Origin of the sequence: Metabacillus sp. KUDC1714, from assembly GCF_014217835.1 — a bacterium.
Taxonomy (GTDB): Bacteria; Bacillota; Bacilli; order Bacillales; family Bacillaceae; genus Metabacillus; species Metabacillus rhizosphaerae.
The window spans coordinates 4342025-4362516 of record NZ_CP055263.1; the positions used below are offsets into that span (position 1 = coordinate 4342025).

Sequence of the window (20492 nt, forward strand, 5' to 3'; positions counted from 1 at the left end):
ATACCATTCCCTGCTCAAAAGGCAGGGTTTTTCAGCAACTTAAAGGTGTCAAATTGCTGTTTAGGATAAGAATGCTAGTTTTTGGACTAAAGAATCATGTCTAGCTTCAGCGCCTAGCCTTCAAGTCAATAATCACCAAAGGTATGTGATTATCGTTGCCCAAGGCATGCGCTTTTCTTAGCAAGGAGGAAGAGAATGAGCAAAAAAGTAACGGAAATCGTGGAACAATTAGTGACACCAATTTTAAACGATATGAAATTAGAATTGGTCGATATTGAATACGTGAAGGAAGGTTCTAATTGGTTTCTTCGATTATTTATTGATTCTGAAAAAGGCATTGATATTGAAGAATGTGGTGTAGTTAGTGAACGATTAAGCGAGCAGCTTGACGAATTAGATCCCATTCAACATAACTACTTCTTAGAAGTTTCATCGCCAGGTGCTGAGAGACCATTAAAAAAAGAAGAAGATTTAAAGAAAGCAATTGGTAAACAGGTCCATATTAAAACATATGAACCAATAAATGGAGAAAAGTTATTTGAAGGTGTCTTAACTGATTTTGACGGTCAAACGGTTACTGTAACTGTAACAATTAAGACTAGGAAAAAACAGGTTGAAATCCCTTATGATAAAGTGGCAAAAGCTAGATTAGCCGTAACATTTTAACTAGCATGGACTGCAGTATCTCCAGCAGATTTGTGAGTATTTATCCACTTACAAGTCCAAGCATTCTCCTCATTACTTCTTAAGTGTACTAAGCTTGTACCTTAACTGTAGAAGGTGGATTTAGCAAAACAATATGCATTTAGCTTATTTTTTAAGGGGGAAGCCGTTAAAATGAGTAGTGAACTATTAGATGCCTTAACAATTTTAGAAAAGGAAAAGGGCATCAGCAAGGAAATTATCATTGAAGCAATTGAAGCTGCATTAATTTCTGCTTATAAACGAAACTTTAACCAAGCACAAAATGTTCGCGTTGATTTAAATCGTGAAACAGGGACAATGAAGGTTTATGCAAGAAAAGATGTTGTTGATGAGGTATATGATCCGCGTCTTGAAATATCTCTTAGTGAAGCACGAGGAATCAATCCAAATTATGTGCTGAACGATGTGATTGAGATGGAAGTTACTCCAAAGGATTTCGGTCGTATTGCAGCACAAACAGCTAAACAAGTCGTAACTCAGCGTGTTCGTGAAGCTGAGCGTGGTGTAATTTATAGCGAGTTTATTGATCGAGAAGAAGATATTATGACAGGTATTGTTCAGCGTATCGACTCTAAATTCATTTATGTAAGCTTAGGTAAAATAGAAGCTCTTTTACCTGTTAGTGAGCAAATGCCAAATGAAACTTATAAACCACATGACCGTATAAAGGTATTTATTACAAAGGTTGAAAAAACGACGAAGGGCCCACAAATTTTTGTGTCTAGAACACATCCGGGACTTTTAAAGAGATTGTTTGAAATCGAAGTTCCAGAAATCTATGATGGTACTGTTGAAATTAAATCTGTTTCTAGGGAAGCTGGAGATCGTTCAAAAATCTCTGTACATTCCGAGAATCCTGAAGTAGATCCGGTTGGATCATGTGTTGGGCCTAAAGGGCAACGTGTACAAGCAATTGTCAACGAATTAAAAGGAGAAAAAATTGACATTGTAAAATGGTCGCAAGATCCTATTGAATTTGTCGCTAACGCACTTAGTCCTTCTAAAGTAGTTGAGGTACTTGTAAATGAAGAAGAAAAAGCTACTACAGTTATTGTTCCTGATTATCAATTATCATTAGCAATTGGTAAACGTGGACAAAATGCTCGTTTAGCAGCTAAGCTTACTGGTTGGAAAATAGATATTAAAAGTGAAACAGATGCCGAAAAAGCTGGAATTTATCCACTTCAAAAGTCTGAATCCGACGTTGATGTTGATGACGAACCACTTTTAACTAGTATTCATGAACCTGAGCTTAGTGAATAAGAGGTGAAATCACATGAACAATCGCAAAATTCCTTTACGTAAATGTGTTGCAACAGGTGAAATGAAAACCAAAAAAGAATTAGTCCGAGTTGTCCGATCAAAGGAAGGCGATGTTTCTGTCGACCTAACCGGAAAAAAAAATGGACGTGGAGCTTATATCACACTTGATAAAGAGTGTATTCTTTTAGCGAAAAAGAAAAATATTCTTGCTAATCATTTAAAGACAAAAATTGATGAAACTGTATACGAAGAGTTACTTCAATTGGCTGAGAAGGAGAAACAATAAATACATGAATCAGCAGCAACGATGGACGTCCTTATTGGGCTTAGCAAATCGAGCACGAAAAGTTATATCAGGGGAGGAACTTGTTGTTAAAGAAGTGAGACAACAACGCGCTAAACTTGTTCTTCTTTCACAAGATGCATCCGCTAATACAATGAAGAAGGTAACAGATAAATGTAAATTTTATCAGGTCCCCTTAAAAACCGTTGAGGATCGCTACCAGTTAGGTCAAGCAATTGGTAAAGATGCGAGAGTCGTTGTAGCGATAAATGATGCTGGCTTTGCTGCAAAGTTAAAAACCTTGCTCGATTAATATTCTTGGGGGTGAACGTATGACAAAAATGCGAGTTTATGAATATGCAAAACAAACAAATGTATCAAGTAAAGACATTATTTCTACGTTACAAGAGATGAATGTTGAAGTTAATAATCATATGTCAACAATTGAAGATAATGTCATAGTTAAGCTTGATCAAAAATTTAAAGCAAAAAGTCAAGAAAATACAAATAACGAATCAACTAAGAAACCGGGGAAACAAGTGAATAATTCTAATACAAGTCCTAACAATTCAAATGTAAAAACAACTAGTGGTGGAGAGAAATCTGCTAACAATAAATCGCTTAAGCAAGCTCCAACTAACAATAACCGAGATAACAAAAAGCCAAATCAATCTAATAATAAACCCTTTAATCAAAATAAAGGTAAGAAAAACAACAACAATAAGAAAAATAAAGGTAACTTCCAACAACCTGTTCAACCAAAGCCTAAAAAGGAACTACCTAGTAAAATTACCTTCACAGATAGTTTATCTGTAGGAGAATTAGCTTCAAAGCTTGGTAAAGAGCCTTCGGAAATTATTAAAAAGCTTCTTTTACTCGGAACAATGGCAACAATTAATCAAGAGCTTGATAAAGACTCAATTGAATTAATTGCTGGTGAATATGGTGTTGAAGTGGAAGAAGAAATTGTATTTGAAAAAACAGAATTCGAGAAGTATGAAGAAGAGGACCGTGATGAAGATTTACAAATCCGCCCTGCTGTTGTAACAATCATGGGTCACGTTGACCATGGTAAAACAACCCTTCTTGACTCCATTCGAAATACGAAAGTAACTGAAGGTGAAGCTGGGGGTATCACTCAGCATATTGGTGCATATCAGATTGTTTCTAATGATCAAAAGATTACCTTCCTTGATACACCAGGTCATGCTGCTTTTACAACTATGCGTGCTCGTGGTGCGCAAGTAACAGATATTACCATTTTAGTAGTAGCCGCAGATGATGGTGTTATGCCGCAAACAATTGAAGCTATTAACCATGCTAAAGCAGCTGAAGTACCAATCATTGTTGCTGTAAACAAAGTTGATAAACCGACAGCAAATCCTGATCGTGTTATGCAAGAATTGACAGAACATGGTCTAGTACCAGAGGCTTGGGGTGGGGATACTATTTTTGTACCAGTTTCTGCTTTAACTGGTCAAGGACTTGATGATCTACTTGAAATGATTATCCTTGTAACTGAAGTAGAGGAATTAAAAGCTAACCCAAGCAGACGTGCTACAGGTACGGTAATTGAAGCACAATTAGATAAGGGTAGAGGCTCTGTTGCAACATTACTTGTTCAAAACGGAACTCTTCGCGTTGGTGATCCAATTGTAGTAGGTAATACATTTGGTCGTGTACGTGCAATGGTTAATGACATCGGTCGCCGTGTGAAAGAGGCAGCACCATCTACTCCTGTTGAAATCACAGGTTTAAATGACGTACCTTTAGCTGGAGATCAGTTCATGGTATTTGAAGATGAGAAACAAGCTCGTCAGGTTGGGGAAGCAAGAGCTCAGAAGCAGCTTGATGCACAACGTAGCGAAGGTTCTAAGTTGAGCTTAGATGATTTATTTGAGCAAATTAAACAAGGTGAGATCAAAGACATTAATTTAATTGTAAAAGCTGACGTTCAAGGGTCTGCGGAAGCATTAGCAGCAGCATTGCATAAAATTGATGTTGAAGGTGTTCGTGTTAAGATCATCCATACAGGTGTAGGTGCAATTACTGAATCTGATATCATTCTAGCAGCTGCTTCTAAAGCAATCGTAATTGGGTTTAACGTTAGACCTGATAATGGTGCTAAGAAAACAGCAGATGTTGAAGAAGTTGACATTCGTCTACATCGTATTATTTATAAAGTTATTGAAGAAATTGAATTAGCAATGAAAGGTATGCTTGACCCTGAATTCGAAGAAAAAGTAATTGGTCAAGTTGAAATAAGACAAACCTTCAAGGTTTCCAAAATTGGTACGATCGCAGGAGGATATGTTACTGAAGGTAAAATCACTCGTGATAGTGGTATTAGACTAATCCGCGATGGTATTGTTGTATTTGAAGGTGAAATTGATACCTTAAAACGCTTCAAGGACGATGTAAAGGAAGTTGCTCGTAACTACGAATGTGGAATCACAATTAAAAACTTCAATGATATAAAAGAAGGCGACATTATTGAAGCATATGTGATGGAGGAAATTGAACGTAAATGATCGGTTATATAGATTGTGAATGCATCATTTATGATTCACAGTCATTAAAAGATAAAAGAGCTGTTTTACAACGAGTGCTTACAAGAATAAAGCAAAAGTATAATGTTTCAATTTCAGAAATTGAATTTCAGGACACGTGGCAACGTACGAAGTTTGGTATTGTTGCCATAAGTTCCTCTAAGGTGCAAACTGAAAGGGAATTGCATAATGTTTTGCAATTTATTGATTCCTTTCCTGAAATTGAACGAACAGTAACTTCGTTTGAATGGTTTTAATGAAGAGGTGAAGGCATGAGCTTAAGAGCAAACCGTGTCGGTGAACAGATGAAAAAAGAACTTGGCGATATTATTGGTCGAAAAATAAAAGACCCTCGCATCGGCTTTGTAACAGTAACAGATGTAAGTGTATCAGGAGACCTACAAATTGCTAAAGTATTTATCTCTGTTTTAGGTGATGAAGAACAAAGACAAAACACGCTAAAAGGCTTAGCGAAGGCAAAAGGGTTTATCCGTTCAGAAATAGGCCAACGAATCCGCCTAAGAAAAACTCCTGAAATTCAATTCGAATTTGATGAATCAATAAGCTATGGAAATCGGATTGAAACACTTATTCATGAGTTGAATGTTCAAAATAAAGAGGAGGATTAACTCCTTTATTTAAGGGATAGACACCTTCGTCTATCCCTTTTCTATGTAGCGACACAATTTATGATAGGTATCAGTCTTATAATAAATCAGGAAAGTGAAATGCAAATTATTTTACATAGTAACATCATTTCACATTTTAAATAATTGCATGGAGGTATTTAAATGGAAGGTGTACTTTTGCTAAATAAGCCTGTTGGGATGACATCCCATGACTGTGTAGCCAAAATGCGAAGGCTCGCAAAAACAAAAAAGGTTGGACATACAGGTACACTAGACCCTGATGTAACAGGAGTATTGCCATTATGTCTTGGAAGAGCAACTAAAATTGTAGAATATCTAACAGCTTCATCGAAAACGTATGAAGCAGAGGTAACAATTGGTTTTTCCACTACAACTGAAGATTCATCAGGTGAAGAAGTAGCAAGAAAAAAAGTGAATTTTAAAATTACTCAAGATGAAGTTGAACATGTTTTAAATTCAATGCTCGGTTCGATTGAACAAATTCCCCCAATGTACTCAGCGGTAAAAGTGAAAGGGAAGAAGCTTTACGAATATGCAAGAGCTGGTATAGAGGTTGAAAGGCCAGCTCGAGTGATTACAATTGATGATTTAGTTCTTCTTGGAGACGTAATAAACGATAATGATTTAACTAAATTTCGCTTCCGTGTTACCTGTTCAAAAGGTACATATGTGCGAACTTTAGCTGTAATGATTGGAGAAAAACTTGGCTACCCAGCCCATATGTCCCATCTTATTCGTACAAAGTCAGGAGAATTTGAATTGGCAAATTGTTTGACTTTTGAAGAAATTGAAGCAGCAATTGAATGTGGAACACTTGAGGATTCTTTACTGTCAATTGGTGAAGCGTTAAAAGATTTGCCGAATCTAATTATCCATGATACGCTAGCAGAGAAAGTGAAAAATGGTGCAGTGCTTGAGTTACCTTCAGAGTATCAAGATCTTGAAGCTGGGTCTCCAATTGCAGTTTATAGTGAAGATGGACGTTGCCTAGCTATTTATGCTAAACATCCTGCTAAACAACATCTTATGAAGCCTACGAAGGTGCTGTATAATGAAATTTAACATGTTATAAGTGAGAAAAGGTGAAGTGACCGTGAAACTAATTAAGCTGTCTCAACCACATAATTTTATGAAGCAAGACCTTGATGAAATGGTTTTAGCATTGGGTTATTTTGATGGAGTTCATATTGGACATCAGAAAGTTATTCTGAAAGCAAAAGAGATTGCTAAAAATCTTGGGATTAAGAGCGCAGTGATGACATTTAATCCACATCCTCTTGTGGTTCTTCGTAATCAGGAGGGAATTGACTATATTACACCCCTTGATGAGAAGATCCGCTTGATTGAGGAATTAAATGTAGACCTGTTATTTGTTGTGGAATTTACAAAGGATTTTGCAGCTTTATTGCCACAACAGTTTGTGGATGACTATATCATAAACTTGAATGTTAAGCATGCAGTTGCGGGCTTTGACTTTACATATGGACATTTAGGAAAGGGCACTATGGAAACTTTGCCGTTCCATTCTAGAGAACAATTTTTTCATACTACTGTAGAAAAACAAACAGATCATGATCGAAAGATTAGTTCTACATTAATCCGTGAAGTGATAAGAAGCGGTGACGTAACATATGCTAATAAACTGCTAGGTAGACCACATAGTGTTACAGGCACTGTTGTTCATGGTGATAAAAGAGGGAGAACGATCGGATTTCCAACAGCTAATGTCGAGGTGTCTGATGTCTATTTATTGCCACCAACAGGAGTTTATGCCGTTTCAATCATTGTAAATGGTCAAGAATATGAAGGGGTATGTAACATAGGTTACAAGCCTACCTTTAATAAAGAGAAATCTGCCAAACCAAGTATTGAAGTTCATATTTTTGATTTTCAAAATGAAATTTACGAAGAAAAAGTCTCAGTTTCATGGTTTAAACGTATAAGAAGTGAACAAAAGTTTCATAATGTAGATGAATTAATCTCACAAATTGCGAATGATAAAGTTGCCGCACTACAATACTTTGGAAAAAAAACAGTTTAGCTCTTGCAAAATCATTAGAAAAATAGTATTCTAATTGATGTAACTTAAAACCATTGCTTGGCAAATCGATTCACCAACGGTTGCTCGGTAATTGGGGTTTTGTAAATTAAGGAGGTGAAAAGGATGGCTATCACACAAGAACGTAAAAACGAACTAATCGCTACTTTTAAAACACATGAATCTGATACTGGATCTCCAGAGGTTCAAATTGCTATCCTTACTGAGGACATCAATAACTTGAACGATCACTTACGTGTTCACAAAAAAGACCACCATTCACGTCGCGGTCTATTAAAAATGGTAGGTAAACGTCGTAACTTACTAACTTACCTACGTAATAAAGACGTAACTCGTTATCGTGAGTTAATCAACAAGCTTGGTTTACGTCGATAATTACTTCAAAAGCGGGATTATTCCCGCTTTTTTAGTGTATTTAAATAAAGAGCCTGTATAAGAAAAACTTAAGCATTGTCAATAGTACTTGGCGATGAATCAAGATTTTCTAATTAACCTATTTACATACAATAACAACATTGATATGTTGAATATAAATGGTTCATACTAATACATAATATTAAAACTAACTAGTAAGAGAGGAGTTTTACATATATGGGACAAGCAAAGCAAAAGTTTTCCATAGACTGGGCTGGTAGAAACCTAACAGTTGAAATTGGTCAATTAGCCAAACAAGCAAACGGTGCCGTATTAATTCGTTACGGTGATACTGCAGTATTAAGTACAGCAACTGCTTCAAAGGAACCGAAGCCACTTGATTTCTTTCCGTTAACTGTAAACTATGAAGAGCGACTATATGCAGTAGGGAAAATTCCTGGTGGATTTATAAAAAGAGAGGGTCGTCCAAGTGAAAAAGCAATTTTGGCAAGTCGGTTAATCGATCGTCCAATAAGACCATTATTCGCTGACGGCTTTAGAAATGAAGTACAAGTTATTAGCATTGTTATGAGTGTTGATCAAAATTGTTCTTCTGAAATGGCAGCAATGTTTGGGTCATCACTAGCACTTTGTGTTTCGGATATCCCATTTGAAGGACCGATCGCTGGTGTAACAGTAGGTCGAATTAATAATGAGTTTGTCATTAATCCAACTGTTGAACAAGCTGAACAAAGCGATATTCATTTAGTCGTTGCAGGCACAAAAGATGCAATTAATATGGTTGAAGCTGGTGCAGAAGAGGTACCAGAAGAAATTATGTTAGAGGCAATTATGTTTGGACATGATGAAATAAAACGTCTAATTGCCTTCCAAGAAGAAGTTGCTGCAGCCGTTGGTAAAGAGAAAACAGAAATTGAACTTTTTGAATTAGATTCTGAGCTAGAAAAAGAAATTCGTGACTTATCAGAAACCGACTTATTACAAGCTATTCAAGTTCAAGAAAAACATGCTAGAGAAGCTGCTATTACAGAAGTGAAAAATGCTGTAATTGCTAAGTTCGAAGAAAAAGAAGCAGATGATCGCACAATTAAGCAGGTTAAACAAATTCTTTCTAAACTAGTAAAGGCTGAAGTTCGTCGCCTAATTACTGAAGAAAAAGTAAGACCTGATGGCCGTGGTGTTGATGAAATCAGACCACTTTCATCTGAAGTGAATTTATTATCAAGAACACATGGTTCAGGCTTGTTTACACGTGGACAAACTCAAGCATTAAGTATTTGTACGCTCGGTGCACTTGGGGATGTACAAATATTAGACGGTCTTGGTATCGAAGAATCAAAACGATTCATGCATCATTATAATTTCCCACAGTTTAGTGTTGGAGAAACAGGACCAATGAGAGGACCAGGACGACGTGAAATCGGTCATGGCGCTTTAGGTGAAAGAGCATTAGAACCAATTATTCCATCTGAAAAGGATTTTCCATATACTATTCGTCTTGTTTCAGAAGTTCTAGAGTCAAATGGATCAACATCACAAGCAAGTATTTGTGCAAGTACTTTAGCAATGATGGATGCAGGTGTTCCAATTAAAGCTCCAGTAGCTGGTATCGCAATGGGTCTAGTGAAATCTGGAGAGCACTATACAGTATTAACAGATATCCAAGGTATGGAAGATGCATTAGGTGATATGGACTTCAAAGTAGCAGGTACTGAAAAAGGTGTAACTGCCTTACAAATGGATATTAAAATTGAAGGACTTTCTCGTGAAATCCTAGAAGAAGCGTTGCAACAAGCGAAAAAGGGTCGTATGGAGATCCTAAAATCAATGCTTGCTACCATCTCAACACCAAAGCAAGAGCTTTCACAATATGCACCTAAAATCTTAACGATGGCAATAAATCCAGATAAGATTAGAGACGTTATTGGACCGAGCGGAAAACAAATCAATAAAATTATTGAAGAAACTGGCGTTAAGATCGACATTGAACAAGATGGAACTGTATTTATTTCATCTGTAAACGAGGAAATGAATCAAAAAGCGAAGAAAATTATTGAAGATCTTGTACGTGAAGTGGTCGTTGGTCAAATGTATCTTGGTAAAGTTAAGCGCATTGAAAAATTCGGTGCTTTTGTTGAAATTTTCAGTGGAAAAGATGGCTTAGTTCATATTTCTGAACTTGCTGAAGAACGTGTCGGTAAGGTAGAGGATGTTCTCTCCCTTGGAGATGAAATTTTAGTTAAAGTAACTGAAATTGATAAGCAAGGTCGTGTAAACTTATCACGTAAAGCTGTATTAAAAGAACAAAAAGAAAAAGAAGAGCAAGAAGGATAATAGTGGAGGCCGGGGTAACCGGGCTTCTTTTTAGGTTGTGAAAGGATGTTAGGAAGAGCGGTTGCAAATCGTTGGATTTATGAACATAAAGTCGATTCTTTTTAAAAAGGGTCTGTTTTCTTAGTGCCCTTAGAATTATTATGCTTAGGAATAAGTTTTTGTGTCTAGCTCCAGCTGCAGGTGCCATCGGCTCGAGTCATAAGCAGGCACCTTTCGCTTTCTAGTTCTACCTTGTCCTCTTTTTACATATTTTTTAGTAAAAAGGGGGATACATAATGAAAAGGAAAATTATTCATCTCGTTGGATTTCTTATAATCTTAACGGTTGGCATAGGGTTTATCGAAAATCCATATACATCTTCTTATGTTGATCAAATAAAATATGCTAGCATCACCGTTTCAAAGCATCAGGACAATTTATATGATGAGATTTCAGCTAAATCCCATGAATATAACGTTCCTGCTCAAAATGCAGAAATACATAAAGTTTGGAAGGCAACACCAGGCTATAATGGATTAGCCGTTGATGTTGAAGAATCATATAAGAAAATGAAGGATAAGGGAGTATTTGATGAAAAGCTCCTCGTGTACCGTCAAGTCGAACCGACTGTTCATTTAGCAGATTTACCTGCAGCGCCGATTTATCGAGGACATCCTGATAAACCTATGGTTTCCTTTCTAATTAATGTTGCTTGGGGAAATGAGTATATTCCTGATATGCTAGAAACACTAAATAAATACCATGTGAAAGCAACCTTCTTCTTAGAAGGTAGATGGGTCAAAGAAAATCCTGAAATGGCTAAGATGATAGTTGATGCAGGTCATGAGGTTGGAAATCATTCATATACACATCCGGATATGAAACAGTTGTCTTCATCGTCTATTAGAGAGCAATTAACAAAAACAAATGAGGTCATCAAGTCAGTTACAGACGTAACGCCAACTTGGTTTGCACCACCAAGTGGAAGTTTTAGGGATGAGGTTGTAAAAATTGCTGACGAAATGAATATGGAAACAGTTATGTGGAGTGTCGATACAATTGATTGGCAGCGTCCTGAACCGCATGTGCTCGTTCAGCGGGTCATGGGTAAAGTTCATAATGGCGCTTTAATCTTAATGCACCCAACCTCTTCAACTTCTGATAGTCTTGAAACACTAATTTTATCAGTCAAGCAAAAAGGATATTCGTTCGGCTCTATTTCAATGATGGTTGATGAAGAAAGACTATCAACAAATGATATGAATAACAAAAAGATGAGTGATTAATTGTAGCATCTATGAAGGAGGAGCAAGTTTGATAAAAAAATATACTTGTCAAAATGGGGTAAGAATCGTATTAGAAAACATACCAACTGTACGATCAGTTGCAATTGGGGTATGGATTGGCACTGGATCACGTAATGAAAATCTACAAAATAATGGTGTTTCCCACTTTTTAGAGCATATGTTTTTTAAAGGAACGAAAACGAGATCTGCACGTGAAATAGCAGAATCCTTTGATAGTATAGGTGGGCAAGTTAATGCATTTACATCAAAGGAGTATACATGCTATTATGCTAAGGTTTTAGATGACCATGCCGGGTATGCACTTGATGTATTAGCAGATATGTTCTTTCATTCAACATTTGATGAGGAAGAACTAAAAAAAGAAAAGAATGTAGTATATGAAGAAATAAAAATGTATGAAGATACACCAGATGACATCGTTCATGATGTATTAAGTCGTGCTACATATGGAGATCATCCACTTGGTTACCCAATTTTAGGTACTGAAGAAACGTTAGCAACCTTTAATGGAGATACTTTACGTCAATACATGAATGATTATTATACTCCTGATAAAGTTGTAATCTCTGTTGCTGGTAATGTATCAGAGGAATTTATAAAAGATGTTGATAAACTTTTTGGTTCGTACGAAACGAGTTCAACTAAAGGTGAGGTTGAAAAACCAGGCTTTATGGATCAAAAGCTAGCAAGGAAAAAGGATACTGAACAAGCACATCTTTGTATCGGGTTTAATGGATTAGAGGTAGGTCATGATAATATTTATAGTTTAATCGTATTAAATAATATATTAGGTGGAAGTATGAGCAGCCGTTTGTTTCAAGATGTAAGGGAGCAAAAAGGACTTGCCTACTCGGTCTTTTCTTATCATTCTTCATATGAGGATAATGGCTTACTAACGATCTACGGTGGTACAGGAAGCAGCCAATTAAACCTGTTATTTGAAACGATTCAAGATACGTTAGCAACATTGAAAGCAGAAGGTATTACCGCAAAAGAATTAGCAAATAGCAAAGAGCAAATGAAAGGAAGCTTAATGCTAAGCCTCGAAAGCACAAATAGTAGAATGAGTAGGAATGGTAAAAATGAACTTATGCTTGGACGTCATCGAACACTTGATTCAATCATTGAAAAGGTAAATGAAGTTAGTGAAGAAAGCGTCAATACTCTAGCAAACCAATTGTTTACAGATACGTATTCAGTTGCCCTCATCAGTCCAGACGGACAGCTACCTGAAAAACTGAAATAATTTGAAATGCCTACAATTCATGAAAATTGTAGGCATTTTTTTATGGTATAGTCCGATAAGATAATAGAAAGGGGGAATGAACATGAGATTAAGTGAGTTAAGTGGAAAAGAAATCGTCGATGTTAAACGGGCAGAGCGGTTAGGAGTGCTTGGTCAAACAGATCTTGAAATCAATGAACAGACAGGTCAAATCACTACTTTAATTATCCCTTCCTTAAAGTGGTTTGGTCTAAGAAAACAAGGTCAAGAAATTCGTGTACCTTGGCAGCATATTAAAAAGATCGGGACAGATATGATTATTCTTGATATTCCTGATGAACAGATTGAAAAAATAGAATCATGAAAGTATTCGATTGGCATATGCCAATCGTTTTTTTTTTATCTAATTCCACCATTGTGGGTAAGTGGAAATAAGAATACATCAAGGTAAAACGAATACTCTTTGAAAGGTAAAATACTTATCACACAGGAACGTTCCGGTTTCCGATTCCTAAAATACTAAGCTTCCACTTTCAAAATTCTTCATGTTTAATCACCCATACTACATTCCCTACATAGTATGTTGAAGTAAGTTATCCTAGAAAATCAATGAATTTATAACAGATAACATGCCGAAAAGAAGGTGAAAAATCAACATGTTAACGGGATTAAACGTAGCTGTTATCGGTGGCGATGCTAGGCAGCTTGAAGTTATCCGTAAATTAACTGAACTCGATGCAAAGCTTTTTCTCATCGGTTTTGACCAATTAGACCATGGCTTTACTGGTGCTACAAAAGCAAAGATAGATGAGGTTCAATTTGAAGAAATAGATGCAATTATTTTGCCCATCCCTGGTACCACACAAGAGGGGATTATTGATACTGTGTTTTCGAATGAAGAAGTTAAATTAACAGAGGAATTACTATCAAAAACTCCAGCACATTGTGTTATATATTCAGGAATTACAAATTCTTACTTAGATAATATTGTTCAATCTACCAATCGAACATTGGTTCAACTTTTTGAGCGGGATGATGTTGCCATTTATAATTCGATTCCAACAGTCGAAGGTACGATCATGATGGTCATTCAGCACACTGATATCACAATCCATGGCTCGAAAATTGCTGTCCTAGGCCTTGGAAGAGTAGGAATGAGTGTTGCCAGAACATTCGCAGCATTAGGAGCAAAAGTGAAGGTAGGAGCAAGAGATACTGCACATTTAGCTAGAATTACTGAGATGGGACTTACACCATTTTCATTAGAAAACCTTCAAGAAGAGGTTGATGACATTGATGTATGTATTAATACAATTCCACATTTAGTTATAACTGCAAGGGTCATCTCAAATATGCCTGCACACACTCTAATCGTTGATTTGGCATCAAAACCGGGGGGAACTGATTTTCGCTATGCTGAAAAACGGGGAATTAAAGCTCTATTGGCACCAGGGTTACCTGGCATTGTTGCCCCTAAAACAGCAGGCCAAATTGTAGCTAACGTTCTTACACAGCTTTTGAATGATTTATTAATAGAAGGAAAGGGGTCTTCTTGATGAAGTTATCTGGAAAACGTATTGGATTTGGAATTACCGGATCACATTGCACATATGAAGAGGTATATCCACAAATTAAGTCATTATTAGATGAAGGTGCAGATGTAATTGCTGTTGTATCATATACAGTTAAAAATACAACAACACGTTTTGGAGTTGCTGGAGAATGGGTAGAAAAAATAGAAAAACTGACAGGTAATAAAGTAATTGATTCGATTGTAGCAGCAGAACCATTGGGTCCGAAGCTCCCACTTGATTGTATGGTAATTGCACCATTAACAGGTAATTCAATGAGTAAGTTTGCGAATGCATTAACTGACTCTCCAGTTCTTATGGCTGCCAAAGCAACATTAAGAACACATCGTCCTGTTGTAGTTGGGATTTCAACTAATGATGCACTTGGGTTAAATGGTGTAAATCTAATGCGTTTAATGGCTACTAAAGATATTTATTTTATTCCTTTTGGTCAAGATGCTCCTGATAAGAAACCTAACTCAATGGTTGCTAGAATGGAATCATTACTTGAAACAGTTCTATCTGCACTAGAAGGAAAACAATTTCAACCTGTTGTTGTCGAAAAGTTTCGCGATTTAGAAAAATAATTTAAAAATTCAATAAAACAAAAATAAATTTTTGAATCCATTCGACAATTAATGTGATAGAATAATACGTAAAAGATTTGAAGCTATTTTACATGTTTGTTTAAAATAGCTGGAAGGAGCTAGTGTTTAATGGAAGCAAAAGGTTATCATGTAGCAGTAGTCGGTGCAACAGGAGCGGTGGGGCAGCAAATGCTTCATACGCTGGAGGAACGTAATTTTCCAATTTCTAAATTAACTTTGCTTTCTTCTGAGCGTTCAGCAGGTACTAAAGTTACGTTCAGAGACGAAGAATATATTGTTCAAGTCGCAACTCCTGAAAGCTTTGAAGGAGTTCAAATTGCATTGTTCAGTGCTGGTGGAAGTGTATCTAAACAATTTGCACCAGAAGCGGTAAAACGTGGAGCAATCGTTGTTGACAATACAAGTGCATACAGAATGGATGAAAATGTTCCACTTGTAGTACCTGAAGTTAATGAAGAGGCTCTTAAAGATCATAATGGGATTATTGCAAACCCAAACTGTTCTACGATTCAAATGGTTGTTGCACTTGAACCAATCCGCAAGCAATATGGCTTAAATAAAGTGATTGTGTCAACATATCAAGCAGTATCTGGAGCAGGTGCAGCAGCAATTAGTGAATTAAAAGAACAATCTAAAGCCATCCTAAATGGTGAAGAATACACACCTGAAATTCTTCCTGTAAAAGGTGATGAACAACACTATCAAATTGCATTTAATGCAATTCCACAAATTGATAAATTCCAAGATAATGGCTTTACATTTGAGGAAATGAAAATGATTAACGAAACGAAGAAAATTATGACTATGCCTGAATTACACGTAGCAGCTACTTGTGTTCGCTTACCTGTTGAGACTGGACATTCAGAATCTGTATACGTTGAAATTGATCAACATGATGTAACAGCAGAGCAAGTTAAAGAACTATTAAAAGAATCTGATGGTGTGACACTTCAAGATGATCCTTCAAGACAAATTTATCCAATGCCAGCACATTGTGTAGGAAAGAATGATGTGTTTGTAGGTCGAATTCGTAAAGATTTGGACCGTGTTAATGGATTCCATATGTGGATTGTTTCTGATAACCTATTAAAAGGAGCAGCTTGGAACTCTGTTCAAATCGCTGAGAGCCTTGTAAAATTACAATTAGTTTAATCATTATTAGGAAGAGAGCATGGTTAACCAGCTCTCTTCTCTCACGTCTATAGTTGAGGTGTTACAATGAAAATTATCGTTCAAAAATTTGGTGGAACGTCTGTTAAAGATGCACACGGCCGAGACATGGCCTTAAACCATATAAAAGAAGCAATGTCAGAAGGCTATAAGGTTGTTGTTGTCGTCTCTGCTATGGGTAGAAATGGTGATCCTTATGCAACAGATACGCTGCTTGGTTTGCTGTATGGCGGAATTGAGTCGATTTCGAATCGGGAACAGGATATGCTCTTGTCTTGTGGTGAAATGATTTCTTCAATTGTATTTTCGAGTATGTTAAACGAGAATGATATTAAAGCTACAGCGCTAAATGGATCACAAGCAGGTTTTGTTACAAATGATGAACATACAAATGCGAAAATTCTTGAAATGAAGTGTGAGCGATTGCTTGAGACATTCGAAACTCATGATGTTGTAGTTGTGGCAGGTTTTCAAGGTGCTTCATCGACAAATGGAGATATTACGACGATCGGTAGAGGTGGAAGTGATACTTCTGCAGCCGCACTAGGTGCAGCATTAGATGCTGAATTTGTTGATATCTTTACAGATGTTGAGGGTGTCATGACTGCAGATCCACGAATTGTAGAAAATGCAAAACCTCTTTCAATTGTAACATATACGGAAATTGTTAATCTTGCATATCAAGGTGCTAAGGTTATCCATCCCCGTGCAGTTGAAATTGCAATGCAATCAGAAGTACCTATACGTGTTCGATCGACATATTCACAATCCTCGGGAACACTCGTTACATCAAATCACTCTAGAAAAAGAGGTAGCGATGTCCATGAACGACTTATAACCGGAATCGCTCATGTCTCTAATGTCACTCAAATAAAAGTGACTGCAAAAGAAGGACAATATGATGTACAAACTGAAGTTTTCAAAGCAATGGCAAAGGACGGTATAAGTGTTGACTTTTTTAATATAACTCCAAAAGGTGTTATTTACACTGTTACTGATAAGGTTACCGATCGTGCAATTGAAATTTTAGAGAGTCTCGGTTATGAACCAATTATTAATAGACATTGTGCAAAAGTATCAACAGTAGGTGCAGGAATTATGGGTGTTCCAGGTGTGACAGCAAAAATAGTGACAGCACTTTCCGAAAAGGGAATCCAAATCCTTCAATCAGCTGATAGTCACACGACGATTTGGGTCTTAGTAAAGGAAGAAGATATGATAAAATCGGTAAATGCTTTACACGAAGCATTTGATCTATCAAAGTAAGAAAACTTAAAGCCCATGAACATTCTTGGGCAACTAGCTGCTATTTTTAGCAGTAAACTAAGTTTATTTTTAGAAGGCAACAAGAGGAGTGAGAGTGAGAATGAGTCATTTTGGTAAACTTTCAACAGCAATGGTAACTCCGTTTGATAAAAATGGAAATATTGACTTTCAAAAAACATCTAAATTAATTGATTACTTAATCAACCATGGATCTGATTCATTGGTTGTAACAGGTACAACTGGCGAATCTCCTACTCTAAGCAATGAAGAGAAAATTGCGCTTATTAAACACACTGTTAAAGAAGTAAATGGAAGAGTTCCTGTAGTAGCTGGGACTGGTAGTAATAATACTGCTGCTTCAATTAAACTAACAAAGCTCGCAGAAGAATCTGGTGTTGATGCAATTATGCTCGTAGTTCCATATTATAATAAACCTAGCCAAGAAGGACTTTATCAACACTTTAAAGCTATTGCAGAATCAACGAATCTCCCGATCATGCTTTATAATATTCCAGGCAGAAGTGTAGTTAATATGTCCGTAGAAACAACTGTGAGACTGTCAGAACTGCCAAATATTGTTGCGGTTAAAGAAGCTAGTGGTAATTTAGATGCGATGTCAGAAATTATTTCTAAGACAAAAGAAGATTTCGTCTTATACTCAGGTGATGATACTTTAACATTACCAGTTCTTTCAATTGGTGGTACTGGAGTAGTATCTGTTGCTTCTCATATTTTTGGAAATGAGATTCAATCTATGATATCAGCATTTGTTAGTGGTGATTATATTTCAGCTGCAAATCAACATCGTAAATTATTGCCCGTTGTTAAACAATTATTCGCAGTTCCTAACCCAGGACCTGTAAAAACGGCTTTACAAGTTAGAGGCTTAGATGTTGGTTCTGTACGCTTACCATTAATCCCTTTAACAGGTGATGAACGTAGTAAGCTAATGGAAGTAATCGATAACTATATTAACGAATAATTTAATTGCTTTTCCAAGTTGATTCCTTTTCGTAAGGCCTGATACAAAAGTATCAGGTCTTATTTATTTCTTATGCAACTATAATAATTTCATTCAAAGTCTTGGCCACTTATGATTTAAAGGTGAAGAACACCATCTATTTATGAGGACTTACTAGAGTAGACGTTACGATATTACGTATTAAACATTAGAAAACTATACGGAGAAAATTTCCTTGTGTTCCATTTCTTTCATCATGTATAATGTTTCTAAGTGACGTTGAACGGGTACTTCAGTGGGGAGGATTTATTAAATCATGGAAATGACAGAAAATATTAAATTAATCGCTTTAGGCGGCGTAGGTGAAGTCGGGAAAAATATGTTTGTAGTTGAAATTAACTCTGACCTATTTGTCGTTGATGCAGGGTTAATGTATCCAGAAGGTGAAATGTTAGGTATTGATATGGTTATACCTGATATTACGTATTTAAAGGAAAATAAAGAGCGTGTAAAAGGAATTTTTCTAACACATGGTCATGATGAGAATATCGGTGGGATTTCCTATCTCCTAAATAATATTAGTGTGCCTATATATGGTACAAAGCTTACATTGGCATTCGTCAGTGAAAAACTAAAAGAAAATCGTATGAAACAAACGGTTTTGGTAAAGGAAATTGATAACCAAACAGTTTTGCGGTTTTCAAGTACTGAAATTTCGTTCTTTAGAACAAATCATAGTATTCCAGATTCAGTGGGCATAAGTTTTTCTACTTCGATGGGATCAATTGTCTTTACAGGAGACTTTAAATTTGATCAAACACCTGTTGGTGATAGTCAAATGGACATTGGTAAAATCGCTAAGATCGGCGATGAAGGCGTTTTATGCTTATTATCTGATAGTATCAATGCAGAAAAGCCTGGTTATTCTGGTTCAGAAGCCATTATTGGAAATGAAATATCTGATGTCATGTATAATGCAGAAGGAAGAGTAATTGTTGCAGTAATTGTTTCTAACCTATATAGGATTCAACATGTAATTAATGCTGCAGTAAAAAATAACCGTAAGCTAGCTATTGTAGGGAAAAATATGAAGAATACCCTAAATTTAGCTATCAATCTAGGTTATATTGATGTTGACGAAGAGTTCATCATTTCTGTAAACGAAATAGACAAGCATCCCAAAAATGAAGTTGCCATTTTAACAACAAGTAATCATGGAGATCCACTAGCTGTTTTATCTAGAATGGCTAAACAATCTCATAAGCAAGTAAATGTAAAAGAAGGAGATACCATCCTTGTAGCAGCTACTCCAATTCCTGGTCAAGAGTTAATTTTCTCTAAAACAATTGATTTATTATTTAGAGCAGGTGCAAATGTTGTATTTGGTCAAAAGCAAATACATGTTTCTGGTCATGGTCACCAAGAAGAGTTAAAAATGATGCTTAACTTAACAAAGCCAGAGTTTTTTATTCCAATTCATGGTGAATATAAAATGCAAAAAGCTCATGCAAAATTAGCGAAACAAGTAGGCTTGGATGAGGAGAACATCTTTCTAATAGAAAAAGGAGATGTTGTTGAGTTTAAAGGGGATCAAGTACATACAGGTGCTAAAGTATCATCTGGAAATATATTAATCGATGGGCTAGGAATAGGTGATGTAGGAAACATCGTGCTTCGCGATCGTCGATTATTATCTCAGGATGGGATTTTAATTGTTGTGGTGACTCTTGATAAACAGAAAAAACAAATCATATCAGGTCCAGAGATTATAACAAGAGGCTTCGTTTATGTCCGAGAATCAGAGGAGTTAATTGGAAAAGCAACTGAGCTTGTTTCTGATATAGTAGATCGTAGTATGAGGGAATATGCCATTGAATGGTCTGCTATAAAGCTAAGTATAAGAGAAGCACTTAATCAATTCTTATATGAGAAAACGAGAAGAAGACCAATGATTTTACCTATTATTATGGAGATTTAATGAAGAATCAATGTACATTATTATTAATAGATTGAAAACGCTTGTAGGACAAAGATGATTAATATACTGTAAATTAGTTCGAGACTGACACATCAATTTATTGTCAGTCTCTTTTCAATGTAAAGGAAATAATAAAATTCCTTGTATTGTTAACTATGCATCGACATCCAGCTCAAACGATTTGTTTTGAATCGTCCATTTTTTATCAT

The 20492-nt window shown here is 36.2% G+C and carries 20 protein-coding genes; all 20 read left to right on the forward strand.

The window, feature by feature from the left end; all coding sequences use genetic code 11:
- Positions 1-195: 195 nt before the first annotated feature.
- Entirely contained in the window at positions 196-666 is a 471-nt protein-coding gene (gene rimP, locus HUW50_RS19975; protein WP_066337675.1) for a ribosome maturation factor RimP, read from the forward strand.
- Between the two features lie 171 nt (positions 667-837).
- Positions 838-1968 (forward strand): transcription termination factor NusA, encoded by a 1131-nt coding sequence (gene nusA, locus HUW50_RS19980; protein WP_066337674.1) that lies wholly within the window; start codon positions 838-840, stop codon positions 1966-1968.
- Positions 1969-1981: 13 nt separating this feature from the next.
- The gene (gene rnpM, locus HUW50_RS19985; protein WP_066337673.1) at positions 1982-2254 is read left to right on the forward strand and encodes an RNase P modulator RnpM; all 273 of its coding nucleotides are present in this window, start codon (positions 1982-1984) and stop codon (positions 2252-2254) included.
- Between the two features lie 4 nt (positions 2255-2258).
- Positions 2259-2564: a YlxQ family RNA-binding protein gene (locus HUW50_RS19990; RefSeq protein WP_066337670.1), complete on the forward strand. Its 306-nt coding sequence runs from the start codon at positions 2259-2261 to the stop codon at positions 2562-2564.
- A 19-nt stretch (positions 2565-2583) separates the two neighbouring features.
- Complete coding sequence (infB, locus tag HUW50_RS19995; RefSeq protein WP_066337668.1) at positions 2584-4782, forward strand: translation initiation factor IF-2; 2199 nt, start codon at positions 2584-2586, stop codon at positions 4780-4782.
- Positions 4779-5057: a DUF503 domain-containing protein gene (locus HUW50_RS20000; RefSeq protein ID WP_066337666.1), complete on the forward strand. Its 279-nt coding sequence runs from the start codon at positions 4779-4781 to the stop codon at positions 5055-5057. Before infB ends, HUW50_RS20000 begins: the two co-directional genes overlap by 4 nt.
- A 15-nt stretch (positions 5058-5072) precedes the next feature.
- Positions 5073-5429 (forward strand): 30S ribosome-binding factor RbfA, encoded by a 357-nt coding sequence (gene rbfA, locus HUW50_RS20005; protein ID WP_066337664.1) that lies wholly within the window; start codon positions 5073-5075, stop codon positions 5427-5429.
- A 162-nt stretch (positions 5430-5591) separates the two neighbouring features.
- The gene (truB, locus tag HUW50_RS20010; protein ID WP_185653149.1) at positions 5592-6512 is read left to right on the forward strand and encodes a tRNA pseudouridine(55) synthase TruB; all 921 of its coding nucleotides are present in this window, start codon (positions 5592-5594) and stop codon (positions 6510-6512) included.
- Between the two features lie 31 nt (positions 6513-6543).
- Positions 6544-7491, forward strand: coding sequence for a bifunctional riboflavin kinase/FAD synthetase (ribF, locus tag HUW50_RS20015; RefSeq protein WP_185653150.1), 948 nt, complete (start codon positions 6544-6546; stop codon positions 7489-7491).
- A 123-nt stretch (positions 7492-7614) separates the two neighbouring features.
- Positions 7615-7884 carry a 30S ribosomal protein S15 gene (gene rpsO / locus HUW50_RS20020; RefSeq protein ID WP_066337658.1) on the forward strand — a complete coding sequence of 90 codons (270 nt, stop codon included), beginning with the start codon at positions 7615-7617 and terminating at the stop codon, positions 7882-7884.
- Between the two features lie 216 nt (positions 7885-8100).
- A complete protein-coding gene (gene pnp, locus HUW50_RS20025; protein ID WP_066337652.1) occupies positions 8101-10218 on the forward strand; it encodes a polyribonucleotide nucleotidyltransferase in 2118 nt (705 codons plus the stop codon).
- Between the two features lie 275 nt (positions 10219-10493).
- Positions 10494-11483, forward strand: a complete 990-nt coding sequence (locus HUW50_RS20030) for a polysaccharide deacetylase family protein (RefSeq protein WP_066337650.1) — start codon at positions 10494-10496, stop codon at positions 11481-11483.
- Positions 11484-11511: 28 nt separating this feature from the next.
- Positions 11512-12750, forward strand: a complete 1239-nt coding sequence (locus tag HUW50_RS20035; protein WP_066337648.1) for a M16 family metallopeptidase — start codon at positions 11512-11514, stop codon at positions 12748-12750.
- A gap of 82 nt (positions 12751-12832) precedes the next feature.
- A complete protein-coding gene (locus HUW50_RS20040) occupies positions 12833-13093 on the forward strand; it encodes a YlmC/YmxH family sporulation protein (RefSeq protein ID WP_066337647.1) in 261 nt (86 codons plus the stop codon).
- 292 nt (positions 13094-13385) lie between these two features.
- Positions 13386-14285 carry a dipicolinic acid synthetase subunit A gene (gene dpaA, locus HUW50_RS20045; RefSeq protein WP_066337646.1) on the forward strand — a complete coding sequence of 300 codons (900 nt, stop codon included), beginning with the start codon at positions 13386-13388 and terminating at the stop codon, positions 14283-14285.
- Complete coding sequence (locus HUW50_RS20050; protein WP_066337641.1) at positions 14285-14887, forward strand: dipicolinate synthase subunit B; 603 nt, start codon at positions 14285-14287, stop codon at positions 14885-14887. The genes dpaA and HUW50_RS20050 overlap by 1 nt, the downstream gene beginning before the upstream one ends.
- 129 nt (positions 14888-15016) lie before the next feature.
- Entirely contained in the window at positions 15017-16060 is a 1044-nt protein-coding gene (asd, locus tag HUW50_RS20055; RefSeq protein WP_066337638.1) for an aspartate-semialdehyde dehydrogenase, read from the forward strand.
- A gap of 66 nt (positions 16061-16126) precedes the next feature.
- Positions 16127-17344, forward strand: a complete 1218-nt coding sequence (gene dapG, locus HUW50_RS20060) for an aspartate kinase (RefSeq protein WP_066337633.1) — start codon at positions 16127-16129, stop codon at positions 17342-17344.
- Between the two features lie 100 nt (positions 17345-17444).
- A complete protein-coding gene (gene dapA, locus HUW50_RS20065) occupies positions 17445-18326 on the forward strand; it encodes a 4-hydroxy-tetrahydrodipicolinate synthase (protein ID WP_066337632.1) in 882 nt (293 codons plus the stop codon).
- 295 nt (positions 18327-18621) lie between these two features.
- Complete coding sequence (locus HUW50_RS20070; RefSeq protein ID WP_066337631.1) at positions 18622-20283, forward strand: ribonuclease J; 1662 nt, start codon at positions 18622-18624, stop codon at positions 20281-20283.
- The last annotated feature ends 209 nt before the right edge of the window (positions 20284-20492 follow it).